The sequence below is a fragment of the Oryzobacter terrae genome (genome assembly GCF_042756445.1).
GTDB classification, from domain to species: domain Bacteria; phylum Actinomycetota; class Actinomycetes; order Actinomycetales; family Dermatophilaceae; genus Oryzobacter; species Oryzobacter terrae.
In genome coordinates this window covers 3,542,742-3,557,564 of sequence record NZ_CP170578.1, presented here as the reverse complement: position 1 = coordinate 3,557,564, position 14,823 = coordinate 3,542,742, and the positions used below count along the sequence as shown (strand labels likewise).

Sequence of the window (14,823 nt, the reverse complement as noted above, 5' to 3'; positions counted from 1 at the left end):
GTCAGACCAGCTCCTCGGTGCCGGCGCGGTTCACGTAGTAGGCGACGAGCCCGAGGATCATCAGCAGCAGGATGAACGACAGGGCCGCCGCGAGCGGGTAGTCCAGCACCCGGAGGAACTGGCTGTCGATGACCTGCCCGATCATCACCGTCTGGGTGTTGCCGAGCAGCCGCGAGTTGATGAAGTCACCGGTCGCGGGGATGAACGTCAGCAGCGTGCCGGCGACGACGCCCGGGAGCGACAGCGGCCACGTCACGTGCCGGAACGCCCGCCAGGGCGAGGCGTAGAGGTCGCCCGCCGCCTCGACGAGCCGGGGGTCGAGCCGGTCGAGCGCCGAGAACAGCGGCAGGATCATGAACGGCAGGAAGTTGTAGGTGAGTCCGGCGATGACGGCGAACTTCGAGGACAGGAGCGAGTCGTTGTTCGTCAGCCCGACGAGCTGGAGGACGTCGGTGAGGTGCAGCGCCTGCGCGACCTCGGTGACGGGGCCGGTGTCGGAGAGGATCGTGCGCCAGGCGAGCGTGCGGATGAGGAAGCTCGTGAAGAACGGGGCGATGACGAGGACGAGCATGATGTTCTTCCACCGGCCCGCCTTCTGCGCGATGTAGTACGCCAGCGGATAGGCGAGGAGCAGTGCGAACACCGTTGCGGTGGCGGCGTACCCGACCGAGCGCAGCAGGTGCGGCCAGTACCGGCCGAGGGCGTCGGCGTAGATGCCGACGTTCCCGGTGAAGGTGAACCCGGTCTCGACCGAGCCCTCCTGCAGCGACTGCGACGCCAGCGTGAACATCGGCACCGCGAAGAAGACGAGGAGCCACAGCAGCCCGGGCGCGAGGAGGGCGTACGGCACCCAGTTGGCGCGGCGCCGGGGCTTCGGTGAGGGCGCCGCCACCGCGACGGGCGCGGCGGCCGTCATCCCACGGCCTCGGCGGCCTCGCGTGCCGCCTCCTCGTCGAGGTCGACCGCGAAGGCGTGCGCGGGGTCCCAGCCGAGCCAGACGACGTCGCCGGGGCGGGTGCTCTGGGGCTGGACGTCGAGGTTCTGCTCGTACACGGCCCAGCTCGCGCCGCTCTCGGTCGTCACGAGGTACTGCGTCGCCACGCCCGTGAAGGAGACGTCGACGACGGTCGCCTTGACGTCGTTGCCGGCGCCCTCGGGCTGGTTCTCGTGGATGCGGACCTTCTCGGGGCGGATGCCGAAGAAGACGTCGCCCTCGGTGCGGGTGCTGCGGGCCACCGGCACCCGCACGCGCGAGCCCGCGACGTCGGCGACGAGGTCGTCGCCGTCGCGGTCGACGACCCGGGCCACGCCCATGTTCGACTGCCCGACGAAGTTGGCGACGAAGGCGGAGCGGGGGAGGTCGTAGAGCACCTCGGGGGCATCCATCTGCTCGATGCGCCCGTGGTTCATCACGGCCACGGTGTCGGCCATGGTCATGGCCTCCTCCTGGTCGTGCGTGACGTGGATGAAGGTCAGCCCGACCTCCTGCTGGATCCGCTTGAGCTCGATCTGCATCTGGCGACGCAGCTTGAGGTCCAGCGCCCCCAGGGGCTCGTCGAGGAGCAGGACGTCGGGCCGGTTGACCACCGCCCGGGCGAGTGCCACCCGCTGCTGCATTCCTCCCGACAGCTGGTGGGGGCGCTTGTTCGCGACGTGGCCGAGCTGGACGAGCTCGAGCACCTCCTGCGTCTTGCTCTTCGCGTCCTTGTCGCCCTTGCGGCGCAGGCCGAACGCGACGTTGTCGGTCACGCTCATGTGGGGGAAGAGCGCGTACGACTGGAACACCGTGTTGACGTTGCGCTGGAACGCGCGCGTCCCCGTGATGTCGGTGTCGCCGATGTGGATGCTGCCGCTCGTGGGTGCCTCCAGGCCGGCCACCATCCGCAGGGTGGTCGTCTTGCCGCAGCCCGACGGGCCGAGCAGGGCGAAGAAGGACCCCCGCGGGATCGTGAGGTCGAGCGAGTGGACCGCGGTGAAGTCGCCGAAGGTCTTGTTCAGTGCGACGAGCCGGAGGTCACCGGCGCCGTGCTCGGCCATCAGCTGGACGTGAGGTCGGAGAAGGCGCGGGCGTACGAGGTCTCCTCCTCGGCCGACAGGCCACGGAAGACCTTCGCGCGCGACAGCACGTCGGCGGTGGGCACGATGAGGGTGTTGCTGGCGAGCTCCTCGTCGATCTTGGCCAGCTCCTCCTTGGTGCCCTTCACCGGCGGGATGTAGTTGACCCACGCCTCGACCTCGGCCATGACCGTGGGCTGGTAGTAGTAGTCGATGAGCTTCTCGGCGTTCTTCTTGTGCTTCGCCAGGGCCGGGATGACGAAGTTGTCCGACCACAGGGTGAAGCCCGCCTGGGGCAGCGTGTAGGCGACCTTGTCGTTCTCGAACTGCAGCTGGACGACGTCGCCGGTCCAGGCGACGCAGGCCGCGATGTCGCCCTTGGTGAGCCCGTCGGTGTAGTCGTTGCCGGTGAAGCCCTTGAGCTGCCCGGCCTCCTTGGCCTTCTGGATCATCGCGATCGCGGCGTCGAAGTCGTCGGCGGTGAAGCTGGCGGGGTCCTTGCCCATCTCGCACAGGACGAGGCCCACGGTGTCGCGCATCTCCGACAGGAGGGTCACCTTGCCCTTGAGCGCCGGGTCGGTGAGCAGCTGGGTCATCGTCTCGATCTTCTTGCCGCCCGTGGCGTCGAGGTTGTAGGCGATGCCGGCGAAGCCGCTCTGCCACGGCAGCGAGAACTTGCGGCCCGGGTCGAACTCGACGTTCTTGAGCGAGTCCTCGAGGTTGGCCTGACCGTTGGGGACGTTCGCGTAGTCGAGCGGCTGGACGTAGCCCTGGCGGATGAGGCGGGCCACCATCCAGTCGGTGCTGCACCACACGTCGCGGCCGGTGTCCTGGCCACCCTCGAGGAGGGGGCGGACCTTGGCGTAGAACTCGTCGTTGTCGTTGTAGTCCTCGGTGTAGTTGACCTTGATCCCCGTCTCCTTGGTGAAGGCGTCGAGGCTCGGGCGCGACTTCTCGTCCTCGGAGACGTCGATGTACTGGGTCCAGTTCGACCAGTTGACGACCTTCTCGGTGTCGCTCATGTCCTGGGCCGCCTTCGCCGTGGCGCTGGCGGAAGCGGAGGCCGTGCCCCCGCCCCGCGGCGCGCTGCCGCAGGCCGCGAGCGCGGCGGTGGCGCCGACGCCGAGGGCGCCCGTCATCAGGCTGCGCCGCGTCGTGAGGCCGCGCAGCAGCGCGGCGCGCATCGCGGGTGAGGTCAGGTCGGGGGTGGGTCGCTCGGCCATGGGGTTCTCCTCGAGGTGGTCCGGGTCCGGGGTCCGGGATCGGTGGTCGGGGGGTGCTCGGGCTCAGGGTGCAGGACGGGTGTGTCCGGCGTGTTTCGCGGCCTGGTCAGGACTCGATGTTGGCCATGACGTGCTTGATGCGGGTGTAGTCCTCGAAGCCGTACATCGACAGGTCCTTGCCGTAGCCGGACTTCTTGTAGCCACCGTGCGGCATCTCGGCCACGAGCGGGATGTGGGTGTTGATCCACACGCAGCCGAAGTCCAGGGCCTTGCTCATCCGCATGGCGCGGCCGAAGTCCTTGGTCCACACCGAGGACGCGAGGCCGTAGTCGACGCCGTTGGCCCAGCGGATCGCCTCCTCCTCGTCGGTGAAGCGCTGCACGGTGATGACCGGGCCGAAGATCTCGTTCTGGACGGCGTCGTCGTCCTGGCGCAGCCCGGAGAGCACGGTGGGCTCGAGGTAGAAGCCGTCGCCGAGGCCGGTGACCCGGTTGCCGCCCGCGGAGACCGTGGCGTGCGACGGGAGGTTCTCGATGAAGCCGCTGACCCGCGCGAGCTGGTTCGCGTTGTTGACGGGGCCGAAGAGCGCGTCCTCGTCGTCGGGCAGGCCGACGGGGGCCGAGCCCTTCGCGTACTCGGCGAGCGCCGCGACGAAGTCGTCGTGGATGTGCGGCGCGGCGAGGACGCGGGTGGCGGCGGTGCAGTCCTGGCCGGCGTTGAAGTAGCCCGCGATGGCGATGCCCTCGACGGCGGCCTCGATGTCGGCGTCGTCGAAGACGACGACCGGGGCCTTGCCCCCGAGCTCGAGGTGGACCCGCTTGAGGTTGGGCGCGGCGCTGGCCGCGACCTCGGCTCCGGCGCGCACCGACCCGGTGATGGCGACGAGGCTCGGCGTGCGGTGCTCGACGAGGAGGCGCCCGGTGTCGCGGTCGCCGGTGACGACGTTGAGCGTGCCCGCCGGGAGGAACTCGGAGGCGATCTCGGCCAGCCGCAGGGTGCTCTCGGGGGTCGTGTCGCTCGGCTTGAGGACGACGGTGTTGCCGGCGGCGAGCGCGGGGCCGATCTTCCACACCGCCATGAGGAGCGGGTAGTTCCACGGCGTGACCTGCCCGACGACGCCGATCGGCTCGCGCCGGATCCACGACGTGTGCCCGGCGAGGTACTCCCCCGCGGCCTTGCCCTCGAGGACCCGGGCCGCGCCGGCGAAGAACCGGAGCTGGTCGACCATCGGGGGGATCTCCTCGCTCGCGGTGAGCGCCTTGATCTTCCCGGTGTTCTCGGACTCGAGGGCGATGAGCTCCTCGGCGTGGGACTCGATGGCGTCGGCGAACTTCAACAGCGCCTGCTGGCGGTCGCTCGGGGTGGTGCGGCCCCAGTCGCCGTCGAAGGCCTGCTGGGCCGCCGCGTAGGCGGCGTCGACGTCCTCCGCGCCGCTGACCGGTGCCGTCGCGACGACGGATCCGGTGGCCGGGTTCACGACGTCGGTCGTGGAATCCGTACGGGCGTCGACGTACTCGCCGGCGATGAAGTTGCGAAGCGTGCGAGGACCGCTCATGGGCGTGGCTCCCAGGGGTGGTGTGGACGTCGGTGCAGGTGGACTCTAAACCCGCTCCCCGCGAATTCACTAGGGTTCGACCACCGAATTCGATGAAAAGTTACACAGGTGAGGCTCAAGATCCGCGGAATCCGTCACGGAGGTACTTGCGTGCCCCCGAATCAGCGGGCACGATGTCGGGCGTGACCCGAAGCAGCCGCCCCAGCCGTCCGCCCCGGTCGGCCCCGGAGACCCGTCTCGACGACGTCGCGAAGCGGATCATCGAACTGCTCCAGGAGGACGGACGGCAGTCCTACGCGGCCATCGCCAAGTCCGTCGGGCTCTCGGAGGCCGCGGTGCGCCAGCGCGTCCAGCGCCTCCTCGACGCCGAGGTCATGCAGATCGTCGCCGTCACCGACCCGCTCCAGGTGGGCTTCCGCCGCCAGGCGATGATCGGCATCCGCGCCGAGGGCGACCTCATCGCCGTCGGCGAGGCCCTGACGGCGATGCCCGAGGTGTCCTACGTCGTCACGACCGCCGGCAGCTTCGACATCCTCGCCGAGGTCGTCTGCGAGGACGACGACCACCTGCTCGAGCTGCTCACCGAGCGGATCCGCGGCCTCGCCGGCGTCGCCACCACCGAGACGTTCGTCTACCTCAAGCTCAACAAGCAGCACTACAACTGGGGAACGCGATGACCACGACCACCGGTGTCTGGGAGCCCAGCTCCGACCGCCACACCGCCACGGGCAAGCTCTACTCGGACGCCGCGCGCGACCACCTGTGGATGCACTTCACCCGCCACTCGGTGTTCGAGGACCGGGAGGAGGGCGGCCTGGGCCACTCGGTGCCGATCATCACCCGCGGCGAGGGCTGGCGGATCTGGGACGACCGCGGCAACGAGTACATCGACGGCCTCGCCGGGCTGTTCGTCAACAACGTCGGGCACGGGCGGACCGAGATCGCCGAGGCGATGGCCAGGCAGGCCTCCGAGCTCGCCTTCTTCCCGCTGTGGTCCTACGCCCACCCCCGGGCCATCGAGCTCGCCGAGCGGCTGGCGCACCACGCCCCCGGCGACCTCAACCGGGTCTTCTTCACCACCGGTGGCGGCGAGGCGGTCGAGACCGCCTGGAAGCTGGCCAAGCAGTACTTCAAGCTCACCGGCAAGCCGACCAAGCACAAGGTCATCTCGCGCTCCGTGGCCTACCACGGCACCCCGCAGGGCGCCCTGTCGATCACCGGCATCCCCGACGCGAAGATGCCCTTCGAGCCGCTCGTCCCGGGCGGCCACAAGGTCCCGAACACCAACCTGTACCGGGCGCCCGAGCACCTGCGCGACGACGAGAAGGCCTTCGGGCGCTGGGCCGCCGACCGGATCGCCGAGGCCATCGAGTTCGAGGGCCCCGACTCGGTCGCGGCCGTCTTCCTCGAGCCGGTGCAGAACTCGGGCGGCTGCTTCCCGCCGCCCGCCGGCTACTTCGACCGGGTCCGCGAGATCTGCGACGAGTACGACGTCCTCCTCGTGTCCGACGAGACGATCTGCGCGTTCGGCCGGATCGGCTCGATGTTCGCGTGCGACGACTTCGGCTACCAGCCCGACATCATCACGACGGCCAAGGGCATCACGTCGGGCTACGCCCCGCTCGGCCTGATGATCGCCAGCGACCGCCTCTTCGAGCCCTTCCGCTCCGGCACGACCTACTTCCCGCACGGCTACACCTGGGGCGGGCACCCGGTGTCGTGCGCGGCCGCGATGGCCAACCTCGACATCTTCGACGCCGAGGGCCTCAACGACCGGGTGAAGGAGAACGCCCCGGTCTTCAAGGCGACCCTCGACAAGCTCCTCGACCTCCCGCTCGTCGGCGACGTCCGTGGGGCCGGGTACTTCTACGGGATCGAGCTCGTCAAGGACAAGGCGACCCGCGAGACCTTCGACGACGCCGAGAGCGAGCGGCTGCTGCGCGGCTTCCTCTCCAAGGCGCTCTTCGACGCCGGCCTGTACTGCCGGGCCGACGACCGCGGCGACCCCGTCGTCCAGCTCGCGCCGCCGCTGACCATGGGTCCGGCGGAGTTCGACGAGATCGAGCGGCGGCTGCGGTCGGTGCTCACCGAGGCCGAGAACCACCTCTGACGTGGGCGCGGCCTCGCCGGCGGGCAGCGGCCCGCTGTGGTGGGACGACGCCGCCCCGCCGGCGCCCGCGTCCACCGACCCGCTCCCCCTCGCGGTCGACGTCGCCGTCGTCGGCGCCGGGTACACCGGGCTGTGGACCGCCTACTACCTCCTGCGCGAGCGCCCCGACCTGAGCGTGCTCGTCCTCGAGGCCGAGCACGTCGGGTTCGGGGCCAGCGGGCGCAACGGCGGCTGGGTGTCGGCGCTCTGGCCGGTCGGACCCGACGTCCTCGCCCGCGCGTCCGGGCGCGCCGGCGCGCTGGCCCAGCTGGCGACGCTGCGCGACACCGTCGACGAGGTCGGCCGGGTCGACGAGGCCGAGGGGCTGGGCTCCGGGTTCACCAAGGGCGGGGCGCTCGTCGTCGCGCGGACCTCGGCCCAGGCCGACCGCGCCCGGGCCGAGGTCGAGCACGCGTCGTCCTGGGACACCGGCACCGTCTGGCTCGACGCCGCCGCCACGCGCGAACGGCTGCTCGTGGCCGGAGCGCTCGGGGCCACGTACACACCGCACTGCGCCCGCGTGCACCCCCGCCGGCTCGTCGACGGCCTCGCGGCGGCGGTGCGCCGGCAGGGAGCGCGAGTCGTCGAGGGCACCCGGGTGGCGCGGGCCGGCGACGGAGTGGTCGTCCTCGGGGACGGGCGGCGCGTCACGGCCGGCGCGGTCGTCCTCGCCACCGAGGGCTGGACGCCGCGCCTGCCCGGCTACGAGAGGACGGTGGCCCCGGTGTACTCGCTCATGGTCGCCACCGAGCCGCTGTCCGACGAGCAGTGGCGGCGGACGGGGCTCGACGCCCGCGAGGTCTTCGCCGACCACGGGCACGTCGTCATCTACGGGCAGCGCACCGACGACGGGCGGATCGCGTTCGGCGGGCGGGGGGCGCCGTACCACTGGGGGTCGGCGGTGCGCCCGGAGTTCGACCTCGAGGAGGAGGTGTTCGGTGCGCTGCGGTCCACGCTCACCGACCTGCTCCCCCAGCTCTCCGGGGTGCGCTTCACCCACGCGTGGGGCGGACCGCTCGGCATCGCCCGCGACTGGCACCCCTGCGTCTCGTGGGACCCCGTGACGCGCACCGGCCGGGCGGGCGGCTACGTCGGCGACGGGGTGGCGGCGAGCAACCTCGCCGGGCGCACCCTGGCCGACCTCGTCCTCGGGCGGACGTCGGCACTCGTCGACCTGCCGTGGGTCGGGCACCGGTCGCCGCGCTGGGAGCCCGAGCCGCTGCGGTGGCTCGGCGTCAACGCCGGGCTGCGGCTGGCCCACCTGGCCGACCGTGAGGAGTCGCGCACCGGCCGCCCCGCCCGGCTCGGCGCCCTCCTCTCCCGCCTCACGGCCCACTGACCGCCGCCCTCCGCCCCGTGCCTGCTGCGCAAGTTCGGGGTCACCCCGAAAAGGTGTGACGGGAGGGACGGCCTCCTCGGCCTCACCCCGGATGTGTGCGCTTCACCCCGGTCCAGAACCGGGGTGGAGCGCGCAAGTTCGGGGTAACCCCGAACTTGCGCACCGGGGTGGGTAGCGTGCGGAGGGTGCGTGAGATCGAGAGCCTTCCCGACCTGGGCGCGACGATCTCGGGGGGCGGGTCGCTGCGGGGGCTTCGCCTCCAGGACCTCGACCTCACCGGCCACGAGGACGACCTCCTCGCCCGCTCCGACGTCGAGGGGATGGTCGTCCTCGGCGGGACGATGTCCGACGCCCTCGCCGCGCACCTGCGGGGCCACGGCGCCCTCGTCTTCCCCGGCGACCCCCACGCCCCGGTCAACCCGTACCGGTCGACGCTCTACCAGCCGCACGAGCTCTACGCCGGCCTGCGCGAGCACGGCTACGCCGCCACACCGGACTCGCGGGCGTACCACTGGGCACGCGACGGCGCCGTGCGCCACGACGCCTTCGTCACGCTGCTGCGCGCCATCCACGACGACTCGATGGGCGACGCCCTCGACGAGGTCATCGGCCCGCGCGCGGTGGCCGGCGTCATGGGCGGCCACGCCGTCGAGCGCGGCACCGACCGGTACGCGGGGGCCGCGCTCCTCGGGCACGCCCTGGCCGACGCCGGCCTCACCGTCGTCACCGGCGGCGGCCCCGGGGCGATGGAGGCCGCCAACCTCGGCGCGCTCGCGCCCACCGCGGACGCCCTGACCGAGGCGCTCGCCCGCCTCGCCCCCGTCCCCTCGTTCCGTCCCGACGTCGGCGCGTGGGCGCGGGTCGCCCTCGACGTCCACGACGACCTGCTGACGACGCCGCTGCGCACGCCGGAGCCGCAGGTGCGCAGCATCGGCATCCCCACGTGGTTCTACGGGCACGAGCCGCCCAACGTCTTCTGCACCGGCATCGCGAAGTACTTCTCCAACGCCCTGAGGGAGGACGGCCTCCTCGCGCGGTGCACCGCCGGGCTCGTCGTCCTCGAGGGCGCGGCCGGCACCGTGCAGGAGGTCTTCCAGTCGGCCACCCGGCTCTACTACGCGGCCGCGGGTGACGCCCTGCCCGTCGTCGTCCTCGTCGGCCGGCGCCACTGGACGCAGACCGTGCCCGTCTGGCCGGCGCTCACCGCCCTGGCCGCCGGGCGGCCGATGGCCGAGCGGGTCCACCTCGTCGACTCGGTGGAGGACGCCGCCGCCCTCGTCACCGAGGCGGCCCCGGCGTGAGCCGACCGGCTCAGCGCGGGGTCATCAGGACGATGCCGAGGCACATCTCGTCGGTCGTGCCCTCGCCCCAGGCCACGTAGCGGTCGGTCGTCCCCTCGAACGAGGGCAGCACGTCGCGCAGCCCCTGGTCGTGGGTGCACGTGACGGTGATGGTGTCGTCGGGACCGACCCGCACCGGCTTCTTCAGCGGGATGCTCGCCTGGTCGTCGAAGTCCCAGACCGGGATGTCGAGGACGCGGCGGGCCTGCGGCGTGCCCTTGTTGACGTCGACGGTGATGGCCCGGCCCAGCAGGTGCATGTGGCCGGCGACGGCGCGGATCGTGCCGGAGTCGCGGATGGTGCGGGTGCAGCTCTGGACGGGCCCGGGGTCGACCGGCCCGCACAGGAGGTGCAGGAGGTCGGCGGTGGCGGGCTCCTCGGCGAAGCGCTTCTTGAGGTCGGCGACGGCGATCGTGCGGTTGCACAGCCCCTTGGTGCGGTTGTCCCGGCAGGGCAGCTCGACGGGGGCTGGCAGGAGCATCGTGCGCAGCGCCTGCTTGTCGGACCCGGCCGCCTCGGACAACCGCAGCCGCACCGTGCTCTGGTCGCTGCCCGAGCCGGCGAGGAGGTTGTAGTGCATCTGGACGACGAGCCGGGTGCCCTTCGACAGCGGGATGCCGATGTCGTCGGCCATGACCCGCTCGCCGCCGCCCGGCGCCCACGCGCCGACCCAGTCGGCGTCGTCGAGGTCTCCGCCGCGCGTCCCCGCCAGGCCGGCGCCCCCGAAGCAGGTCCAGCCCTCCCCCGGGTCCTTCGCGTCGAGCGCCGTCGCCGCGGCCACCTGGTCGGGCTCGACCTTGGAGACGATGACGTGGTGCACCATCGCCGCGTTGTCGGGGGCGATCTGCACCCCGCTCACCAGCTGGTCGGTGCGGAAGGCGGGGTCGACGAGGAAGCAGCGGTAGTCGTCGGTGCCGACGCCCTCGGGGGCCTTCGGCGAGTACGGCTCGGGCAGCTCGAGGCTGAGGAAGCGCTCTCCGCGTCGGAGCGCGACGTCGGGGACCGCCGTCGCCGTGGGCGTCGTCGAGGCCGTGGCACCGGCGCCGTGCGAGGTCGTCGCGTGCCCGTCGGCCGAGCGCAGGGCCGCGGGCAGCTCGGCGTCTCCCCCGCAGCCGGCGAGGAGCAGGCCGAGGGCCAGGCTGGGGACCGCCAGGAGGGCGGCGGCGCGACGGTGCACCCGCACAGCGTACGACCGCTCAGGCGGTCGCCGCCGCCAGCTGGCCGCAGGCGCCGTCGATCTCGGAGCCGCGGGTGTCGCGCACCGTCGTCGGGATGCCGTGCGCCCGGAGCCGCTCGACGAACTGCTGCTCGACCCCACGTCGCGAGGCGGTCCACTTCGAACCCGGCGTCGGGTTGAGCGGGATGGGGTTGACGTGCACCCAGCCGCGACCGCGGGCGGCGAGCTTCTCACCGAGGAGGTCGGCCCGCCACGCCTGGTCGTTGATGTCGCGGATGAGGGCGTACTCGATGCTCACCCGGCGTCCGGTGACGAGGTGGTAGCGGTGCGCGGCGTCGATGGCCTCGTCGACCTTCCACCGCGTGTTGATGGGCACGAGCTCGTCGCGCAGCTCGTCGTCGGGCGCGTGCAGCGACAGCGCCAGGGTGACGGGGATGCCCTCCTCGGCGAGCTTGTCGATGCCCGGCACGAGGCCGACGGTCGACATCGTGATGCCGCGCGCCGACATCCCGAGACCCTCCGGGGCGGGGTCGACGAGCCGGCGGATCGCGCCGATCGCGGCCTTGTAGTTGGCCAGCGCCTCCCCCATCCCCATGAAGACGACGTTCGAGACGCGGCTCGGGCCGGTGGCGCCGCCCTCATCGCCCTCGCCGCTGTCGCCGCTCTCGTCGCCGAGGCCCGCTCCCCCGACCGCGCCGGTGAGCTCGGGCAGGCCCCCGTGGCGCAGCAGCCGTGACGCCGCCACGACCTGCTCGACGATCTCGGCCGTCGACATGTTGCGGGTCAGGCCCTCCTGCCCCGTGGCGCAGAACGGGCAGTTCATCCCGCAGCCGGCCTGGCTCGAGATGCACACGGTGACCCGCCGCGGGTAGCGCATGACGACCGACTCGACGAGGGCCCCGTCGAAGAGCCGCCACACCTGCTTGACCGTGGCGCCCTGGTCGGCGGTGAGGCTGCGGACGGGGGTCAGCAGGGTCGGCATGAGGTCGGCGACGAGGTCGTCGCGCACCGCCTTGGGCAGGTCGGTCATCTCGTCCGGGCTCGCGACGAGCCGGTCGAAGTAGTGGGTCGACAGCTGGCTCGCCCGGAAGGCCGGGTGGCCGAGGGCGGCGACGGCGTCGCGACGCTCGGCGAGGGTGAGGTCGGCGAGGTGGCGCGGGGGCTTGCCCCGGCGCGGGGCGGCGAAGGTCAGCTGCCCGGGGGCGGGGCGGGGTGCGGGGGTCTCGCTCATGGTCCGCCCAGTCTCTCAGGTCGTGGCGCCGAGGTCGCCTCGCCCGGGCCGGCGGCGCCGGGGTCGCGGCTCCCTACTGCGCTGCGCGGCACCCCGCATGGGCCGTTCGGCCGATTCCGTGGCGCCGAGGGCCCGGATGCCTCTACCGTGGTCCTACTCGTTCTGCAGGGGAACGGGTGTTTGCAGGGAAACGAGGACGGCCATGGGCCTGTTCGACAAGTTCAAGGTGCCCAAGGCGCCCCAGGGGAACGACGTTCACACGAACGCGCCCGAGGAGCAGCGGGTCCCCATCTCCGTCGTGCCGGACATCGACGACGAGCCCGGACCCTTCTCGGACTCGGTGCGCGAACACCTCGAACGGCTGACCGCGGCCGCCGACGCCGACATCGCCTCGCTCGACCCGGGGGCGTTCGACGCCGCCCTCACCTCCCGCCTCGTGAGCGCCGAGCGCATCCACTCCACGGGTCTGGGCTTCTCGTACGCGTCGCACTTCGCCTCGCACATCCACGAGGTGCTCACCCTCGACCTGCCCTCGGCCGTGGTGACGCTGCCCGACTCTCGCATCGAGGAGTCCAACCGCCGGCTCCCGAGCCTGATCAACCGGGGCCGCACCAACCTCCTCGAGCTCCTCGAGACCTCCCCGGTCGACGTCGACCGGGTCACCGAGGGTCGCCGCGGGCTGTGGACGATCATCGGCGACTCGCCCTACACGGCGAGCTTCGCGCGCTTCCTCAACGACGCCGCGCACCGCTGGCTGCCCGACGTCGACGACCGCAACGGCTGGGTCTTCGCCATGCCCTACCGGCACGCGATCCTCCTCCAGCCGTGCGGCACCGCCGCCGAGGTCCGCGACGCGCTCGAGATGGTCCCCGACTGGGCGCAGCGGATGCACGCCGACGGCATCAGCCCGCTCTCGCAGCACACCTACCACTGGGTCGACCGGCAGATCACCTGCCTCACGACCGAGGAGGCCGACGGCACGATGAGCGTGCACCCCTCAGAGGTCCTCGAGCAGGTCCTCGGGATCGGCCGCCGCGCCGCCGGCTGACCCCGGCCCTCCACCTGGTTCGTGCCGCTCGGAGCTCAGCCGAGCGGCACGAACCAGAGGAGCAGCGCCCAGGCCACCGGCGCGACGACGACGAGCGAGTCGAGGCGGTCCATGATGCCGCCGTGCCCCGGCAGCAGGGTGCCCATGTCCTTGATGCCGAGGTCGCGCTTGATGCTGCTCTCGATGAGGTCGCCGAGCGTGGCCGCCGCGGCGGCGACGGCGCCGAGGATCGCGCCCGCCCACCACAGCCCCCCGAGCAGCAGCGGCAGGCTGACGGCGCCGACGACGGCGCACGTGCCGACCGAGCCGGCGAAGCCCTCCCACGACTTCTTCGGGCTCAGCGACGGCGCCATCGGGTGCTTGCCGAGCTTGACCCCGACCGCGTAGCCGCCGATGTCGGAGAACACCGTGACGAGGACGAACACGACGATCCGCTGGCGTCCGTCCGGGGCCGCGAGCATCATCGAGGCGAAGCCGCCGAGGAGGACGGGGTAGAACGCGACGAGGGTGGAGGCCCCGAGGTCGCGGGCCGCGCCGGCGAGGCCGTCGGCCACCCGCCACACGAGCAGCCCGACGACCGTGAGGCCGAAGGTGATGACGAGCGCGTCCGCCCCGCGCAGGTAGGCCGAGACGAGCATCCCGACCGAGCCGAGCACGAGCGGCACGAGCGGGACCGAGATGCCCTTCGTCGCCACCGCCCGGCGCAGCTCCCAGGCGCCGTAGGTGACCGCGACGACGACGACGGCGAGGAAGGCGCGGGCGTCGACGACGAGGGTGCCGATGACGACGCCGCCGAGGAGCAGCCCGACCCCGATGGCGGCGCGCAGGTCACGACCGGCGCGCGACGCCGGGGCGGCGGGCTCCTCGACCCCGTCGGCGTCAGGGGTCTCGTCGGACCCGGGGGTCAGCTCGGGGTCCGTCGTCGGGTCGGTGGGGTGGGTCGGGTCGGTCGCGAGCGCCGTGGCGGCGTCGGCCCGGTCGGTCGCGTCCGGGGCCTCGGTCGGGGGCACGGCGTCGGCGGCGTCGCCCGCGTCGGTGGGGTGGGTCATGGAGGGACGAGCGCTCGGGTCAGACCTCGAGGAGCTCGGCCTCCTTGCCCTTGAGGAGGTCGTCGATGAGGTCGACGTGGCGCTTGGTGACCGCCTCGAGCTCCTTCTCGGCGCGCGAGCCCTCGTCCTCGCCGACCTCCCCGTCCTTGACGAGCTTCTCGAGCACGGTCTTGGCGTGCCGGCGCACGTTGCGCACCGAGACCCTGGCGTCCTCGGCCTGGGTGTGCGCCATCTTGACGTACTCGCGGCGCCGCTCCTCGGTGAGGACGGGCATGATGCAGCGGATGATGTTGCCGTCGTTGCTCGGGTTGACTCCGAGGTCGGCCTGCTGGATCGCCTTCTCGATGGCGTGCATCGAGCCCTTGTCGAACGGGCTGATGATGATGGTGCGCGCCTCGGGCGTCTGGAAGGACGCGAGCTGCTGGAGCGGGGTCGGGGCGCCGTAGTAGTCGACGAGGACCTTCTGGAACATCCCCGGGTGGGCGCGGCCCGTGCGGATCCCGGCGAAGGCCTCCTTGGCGGCCTCGACGGTCTTCTCCATCTTCTCCTCGGCCTCGAACAGGGTCTCGTCGATCATCTGCGGCGGTTCTCCTTCGGTGTGCCGCGCGGCGCGCGCGGCGGGGGTCGGGTCCAGTGTGTCAGGGCGGGCGGGGTCCC

General features: G+C 72.2%; 13 protein-coding genes. 5 read left to right on the top strand and 8 right to left on the bottom strand.

What is annotated here, in order from left to right; translation table 11 throughout:
- Position 1 precedes the first annotated feature (1 nt).
- The 4 genes from ACFWN3_RS17035 to ACFWN3_RS17020 all read right to left on the bottom strand — a co-directional run bounded on the left by ACFWN3_RS17035 (position 2) and on the right by ACFWN3_RS17020 (position 4,833).
- The gene (locus ACFWN3_RS17035) at positions 2-916 is read right to left on the bottom strand and encodes an ABC transporter permease (RefSeq protein WP_377641652.1); all 915 of its coding nucleotides are present in this window, start codon (positions 914-916) and stop codon (positions 2-4) included.
- Positions 913-2,037 carry an ABC transporter ATP-binding protein gene (locus ACFWN3_RS17030; RefSeq protein ID WP_377641650.1) on the bottom strand — a complete coding sequence of 375 codons (1,125 nt, stop codon included), beginning with the start codon at positions 2,035-2,037 and terminating at the stop codon, positions 913-915. The genes ACFWN3_RS17035 and ACFWN3_RS17030 overlap by 4 nt, the downstream gene beginning before the upstream one ends.
- A complete protein-coding gene (locus ACFWN3_RS17025) occupies positions 2,037-3,278 on the bottom strand; it encodes an extracellular solute-binding protein (RefSeq protein ID WP_377641648.1) in 1,242 nt (413 codons plus the stop codon). The genes ACFWN3_RS17030 and ACFWN3_RS17025 overlap by 1 nt, the downstream gene beginning before the upstream one ends.
- Positions 3,279-3,384: 106 nt before the next feature.
- Positions 3,385-4,833 carry a gamma-aminobutyraldehyde dehydrogenase gene (locus ACFWN3_RS17020; protein WP_377641646.1) on the bottom strand — a complete coding sequence of 483 codons (1,449 nt, stop codon included), beginning with the start codon at positions 4,831-4,833 and terminating at the stop codon, positions 3,385-3,387.
- 173 nt (positions 4,834-5,006) lie between these two features.
- Between ACFWN3_RS17020 and ACFWN3_RS17015 the strand changes: the two genes are divergently transcribed.
- The 4 genes from ACFWN3_RS17015 (at position 5,007) to ACFWN3_RS17000 (ending at position 9,622) form a co-directional block, all read left to right on the top strand.
- Complete coding sequence (locus tag ACFWN3_RS17015) at positions 5,007-5,510, top strand: Lrp/AsnC family transcriptional regulator (protein WP_377641644.1); 504 nt, start codon at positions 5,007-5,009, stop codon at positions 5,508-5,510.
- Entirely contained in the window at positions 5,507-6,943 is a 1,437-nt protein-coding gene (locus ACFWN3_RS17010; RefSeq protein ID WP_377641642.1) for an aspartate aminotransferase family protein, read from the top strand. Before ACFWN3_RS17015 ends, ACFWN3_RS17010 begins: the two co-directional genes overlap by 4 nt.
- A gap of 1 nt (position 6,944) precedes the next feature.
- Positions 6,945-8,321: an NAD(P)/FAD-dependent oxidoreductase gene (locus ACFWN3_RS17005; RefSeq protein ID WP_377641641.1), complete on the top strand. Its 1,377-nt coding sequence runs from the start codon at positions 6,945-6,947 to the stop codon at positions 8,319-8,321.
- A gap of 185 nt (positions 8,322-8,506) precedes the next feature.
- Positions 8,507-9,622: an LOG family protein gene (locus tag ACFWN3_RS17000; protein WP_377641639.1), complete on the top strand. Its 1,116-nt coding sequence runs from the start codon at positions 8,507-8,509 to the stop codon at positions 9,620-9,622.
- Positions 9,623-9,632: 10 nt separating this feature from the next.
- On the opposite strand, the gene ACFWN3_RS16995 is transcribed toward ACFWN3_RS17000, so the two are convergent.
- The gene (locus ACFWN3_RS16995) at positions 9,633-10,838 is read right to left on the bottom strand and encodes a hypothetical protein (RefSeq protein ID WP_377641637.1); all 1,206 of its coding nucleotides are present in this window, start codon (positions 10,836-10,838) and stop codon (positions 9,633-9,635) included.
- Positions 10,839-10,857: 19 nt separating this feature from the next.
- The gene (gene rlmN / locus ACFWN3_RS16990; RefSeq protein ID WP_377641635.1) at positions 10,858-12,069 is read right to left on the bottom strand and encodes a 23S rRNA (adenine(2503)-C(2))-methyltransferase RlmN; all 1,212 of its coding nucleotides are present in this window, start codon (positions 12,067-12,069) and stop codon (positions 10,858-10,860) included.
- A 202-nt stretch (positions 12,070-12,271) separates the two neighbouring features.
- On the opposite strand from rlmN, the gene ACFWN3_RS16985 reads away from it, so the two are divergent.
- A complete protein-coding gene (locus ACFWN3_RS16985; RefSeq protein WP_377641633.1) occupies positions 12,272-13,117 on the top strand; it encodes a hypothetical protein in 846 nt (281 codons plus the stop codon).
- 35 nt (positions 13,118-13,152) lie between these two features.
- On the opposite strand, the gene ACFWN3_RS16980 is transcribed toward ACFWN3_RS16985, so the two are convergent.
- A complete protein-coding gene (locus ACFWN3_RS16980; RefSeq protein WP_377641631.1) occupies positions 13,153-14,166 on the bottom strand; it encodes a phosphatidate cytidylyltransferase in 1,014 nt (337 codons plus the stop codon).
- A gap of 19 nt (positions 14,167-14,185) precedes the next feature.
- On the bottom strand, positions 14,186-14,743 hold the full coding sequence (frr, locus tag ACFWN3_RS16975) for a ribosome recycling factor (protein WP_377641629.1): 558 nt from the start codon (positions 14,741-14,743) through the stop codon (positions 14,186-14,188).
- Positions 14,744-14,823: the final 80 nt, after the last annotated feature.